Origin of the sequence: Synechococcus sp. H60.3, assembly GCF_047462295.1 — a bacterium.
Classification (GTDB): Bacteria; Cyanobacteriota; Cyanobacteriia; order Thermostichales; family Thermostichaceae; genus Thermostichus.
Genome location: NZ_JANSIY010000178.1, coordinates 1 through 3226 on the forward strand (window position 1 = coordinate 1; position 3226 = coordinate 3226).

The 3226-nt window shown below is 62.5% G+C and carries 3 protein-coding genes; all 3 read right to left on the reverse strand.

The window, feature by feature from the left end:
* Positions 1 to 1008: FAD-dependent oxidoreductase (locus tag NW841_RS12470; protein ID WP_414386669.1), on the reverse strand; the 1008-nt coding region annotated here is incomplete at its 3' end.
* A 97-nt stretch (positions 1009 to 1105) separates the two neighbouring features.
* Complete coding sequence (locus NW841_RS12475; RefSeq protein WP_414386672.1) at positions 1106 to 2050, reverse strand: ABC transporter permease; 945 nt, start codon at positions 2048 to 2050, stop codon at positions 1106 to 1108.
* The gene (locus tag NW841_RS12480) at positions 2044 to 3192 is read right to left on the reverse strand and encodes an ABC transporter ATP-binding protein (protein WP_414386675.1); all 1149 of its coding nucleotides are present in this window, start codon (positions 3190 to 3192) and stop codon (positions 2044 to 2046) included. Before NW841_RS12480 ends, NW841_RS12475 begins: the two co-directional genes overlap by 7 nt.
* Between the last annotated feature and the right edge of the window lie 34 nt (positions 3193 to 3226).

A 3226-nucleotide genomic window follows, 5' to 3' on the forward strand; every position in this document is an offset into this window, starting at 1 on the left:
CGGGTGGGAGCGGCTTTGCCATTGCCGCTCCGCCGCCCGCAGGGATACCGGGCATAGGCGCTCAAACGTATCCCATCGGGGGGCATTTGAGCATATGTTGCCGGCAAAGAGCTTTTCCCCCCTGGAGAGCTCAACGCCCACGGCGCGGCCCCGTTCTTCCAAAATCCGCCGCACCGGCGCCCCGTAGCGGATTTGCCCCCCACAGGCCTCTAGGCCTTGGGCCAACTTCTGGGCAATCTGCCCCACCCCTCCCTTGGGGTAGTTGACGCCGCCGTAGTGGCGATCACAAAACACCATGCCGGCGTTGATCATGGGCGTGCGATCTGCCGGCACCACCGACCAGCAGTAGCACTCCATATCCACAAAGCGCCGCAGCGCCGGATTGCGGAGGTAGCGCCGCGCCACCTGGCCCACATTCACCGGCAAGTAGCGGGCCAAGGTCAGGCAGGCGCGGGGGTTACCGACAAAAGAGCGCCAGAGATAGCCCCACTCCTCCAAAGAGAGGAGCTCCATGGCGTTGAGGCTGTTGAAGATAGGCCAGAAGCTGTCGTAGAAGCGGCGGATGCTGCCCGCTTCTTGAGGGAAATAGCTGGCTAGCTCCTGCAAAAACTGCTCGTAGTCCCGGTGCACACGCGGGCTAAGCCCCTGGGGCAGGTGGTAGGCAATCTGCACCGGGTCGGGGATGGATTCCAAAGACTGGCCCACAGCAGCCAGGGCGCGGGTGAGCAAGTTGGTGGTACCTTGAGTGCCCAGGCCAAAGATCATGGAAGCCCCGACATCAAAGCGGTAGATCCCGTTGCCGTTGGGATCCGGGCGCTCAAAGTAGCCAGCGCTGCCACCAGGGATGAGGTATTTTTCCAGCACCAACACCTGGTAGCCTTTGGCCGCCAACTGGGTGGCCGCCACCAGCCCGCCGATCCCAGCGCCGATGACAATGACATCCCAAACAGAAGAGGGAGAAGCGGGAGTGGCTGTAGCCTGAGGTCGAGAAGAGAGCGTTTGGGTCAAGGGATCCTTACTAGTACAATGCCAGTATCTCAACCTAGCAGAGCTTGCCAGCAAGCGGCGCAGGGCACTTGGGCAATCCCTTGGAGCTCGCAACGATTCAGAGCAAGTCTTTGAGGCCGCGGCTGCCAGCATAGCGGCTGTAGGCGTAGATTAACCCCAGGCTTAGCCCAGTTACCAGAAAGCTAAGGGCCGCTCCAAAGGGGTAGTCCAGGCTGGCGCCAAACTGCATCTGAATGACATTGCCAATTAGCAGGGTCTTGCTGCCCCCCAGCAAGTCCGGTACCACGAACATGCCCAGCGCTGGGATGGCCACCAGGATCAAGCCTGTCGCCAAGCCCGGCAGCGTTTGGGGAAAAAGCACCCACCAGAAGACCTGCCAGCCGTTGGCGTAGAGATCCCGGGCTGCCTCCGCCAGGCGCCAGTCAATGCGCTCCACTGCGGTGTAGAGAGGCAAGACCATGTAGGGCAAAAAGGTGTAGACCATGCCCAGGTACACGGCCAGCCAGCTGGGGTAGAGAGCCGTCTGGGGCGGGATCCAGCCCAGCCAGGCGGCCAGGCGAGCTGGCCACCCTTCTGGCGCCAACACCACCATCCAGGCGTAGGTGCGAATCACTAGGTTAATCCAAAAGGGCACCACCACCAGCGTCAGCAGGAGATCCCGCTGCTGGGGCGGGTGGGCGGCAATAAAGAAAGCTAGGGGATAGGCCAGCAGCATACAGAAGAAAGTGGTGACTGCCGCCACCACCAGGCTGCGACCCAGGATCTGCCAGTAAATGGGCGTCCAGCCCAGGGGGCCATAGCCGAGAATGCGCAGGTAGTTGGCCAGCGTCAGGGGCAGTCCCACCTGGCCAAACTCGCCGCGGCTGAGAAAGCTGCAGGCCAAGAGCAGCAGTCCCGGCAGTACCAAAAACACCACCACCCACAGCACCCCCAGCCCGGCAAAGATGAGGCTGTGCAGCAGCTCCTGCCAGGGGGAGAGCAATTCCCCGGCACGCACCTGGGCACGCTGGCCAGAAGAAGGGATCCCTGGCCATCTCAGCATGGGGGATCCTCCTGCCGGGGATCCGGCCGCAGGCGCACCAGGCTCTTGGGGGGCAGGTGGGCCACCAGCGCCTCGCCGATCTCAAACCCCGCCTCCTCAATATCCGTGTTGAGGGCGGTGGCCTTGAGCTGCTGTCCATTGGCCGTCTGCAGCAAGTACTGGTTCTCCGCCCCGGTGTAGATGAGGTTTTCCACCCGCACCGGCACTTGGTTGGGCAGCAGATCCCAGCCGCTACGGGAAAGCTGAATCTTTTCTGGGCGGATGGCCAACTGCACCGGCTCCAAGTTGGGCTGGATCCCGGGCACCTTGAGCTTGCCTAGGGGCGTATCCACGCAGTCGGTGCCACAGGCGATCCCTTGGATAAGGTTGCTGGCTCCCAGAAAGTCCGCCACAAAGGCAGTTGCCGGCCGCTCGTACACCTCGTCAATGGGGCCGACTTGCTCAATACGTCCGGCCCGCATCACCGCCACCCGGTCGCTGGTTACCAAAGCCTCCTCCTGGTCGTGGGTAACGAAAATAAACGTCATGCCCAGGCGGCGCTGCAATTCGCCCAACTGCACCTGAAGCTGCTTGCGCAACTTAGCATCCAACGCCGAGAGCGGCTCATCCAATAGCAGCACCTCCGGCTCATTGACCAAGGCGCGGGCCAGGGCTACCCGCTGCTGCTGCCCCCCGGAGAGTTCCTGGGGCTTGCGCTTAGCCAGATCCCCGATCTCCACCAATTCCAGGGCAGCGGCCACCCGCTTGTGCAGGGCCTCCCCTCGCACCCCCCGCATGCGCAGGCCAAAGGCGACGTTTTCCTCCACCGTCATAAAGGGGAAAAGGGCATAGCTTTGAAACACGGTGTTGACGTTGCGCTTGTGGGCGGGCAAATGGCCCACCGGGCGCCCGCAGATCACCACTTCCCCGACGTCAGCCATCTCCAGGCCGGCGATGATGCGCAGCAGGGTGGTCTTGCCGCAGCCAGAAGGGCCCAATAGGCCAAAAAACTCGCCTCGCCGAATCTGCAAGGTGATGCCATCGAGAGCCACGAAGTTGCCAAAGCGCTTGCGAATCCCCTTGAGCTCCACATCCCAGTCAGGATTCTGGGAAAGGCCAGCACTGATGCCTGCCATCGCCGTTAACAGCCTTGCACTACCCATGAACTACCCCACCGCGCAGGCGGGTGGGGTTTCC

Bases quoted from the DNA above. Each gene is read 5' to 3' on its own strand.
- NW841_RS12475 (WP_414386672.1), bottom strand. From the start codon at position 2,050: ATGCTGAGATGGCCAGGGATCCCTTCTTCTGGCCAGCGTGCCCAGGTG.
- NW841_RS12480 (WP_414386675.1), bottom strand. From the start codon at position 3,192: ATGGGTAGTGCAAGGCTGTTAACGGCGATGGCAGGCATCAGTGCTGGC.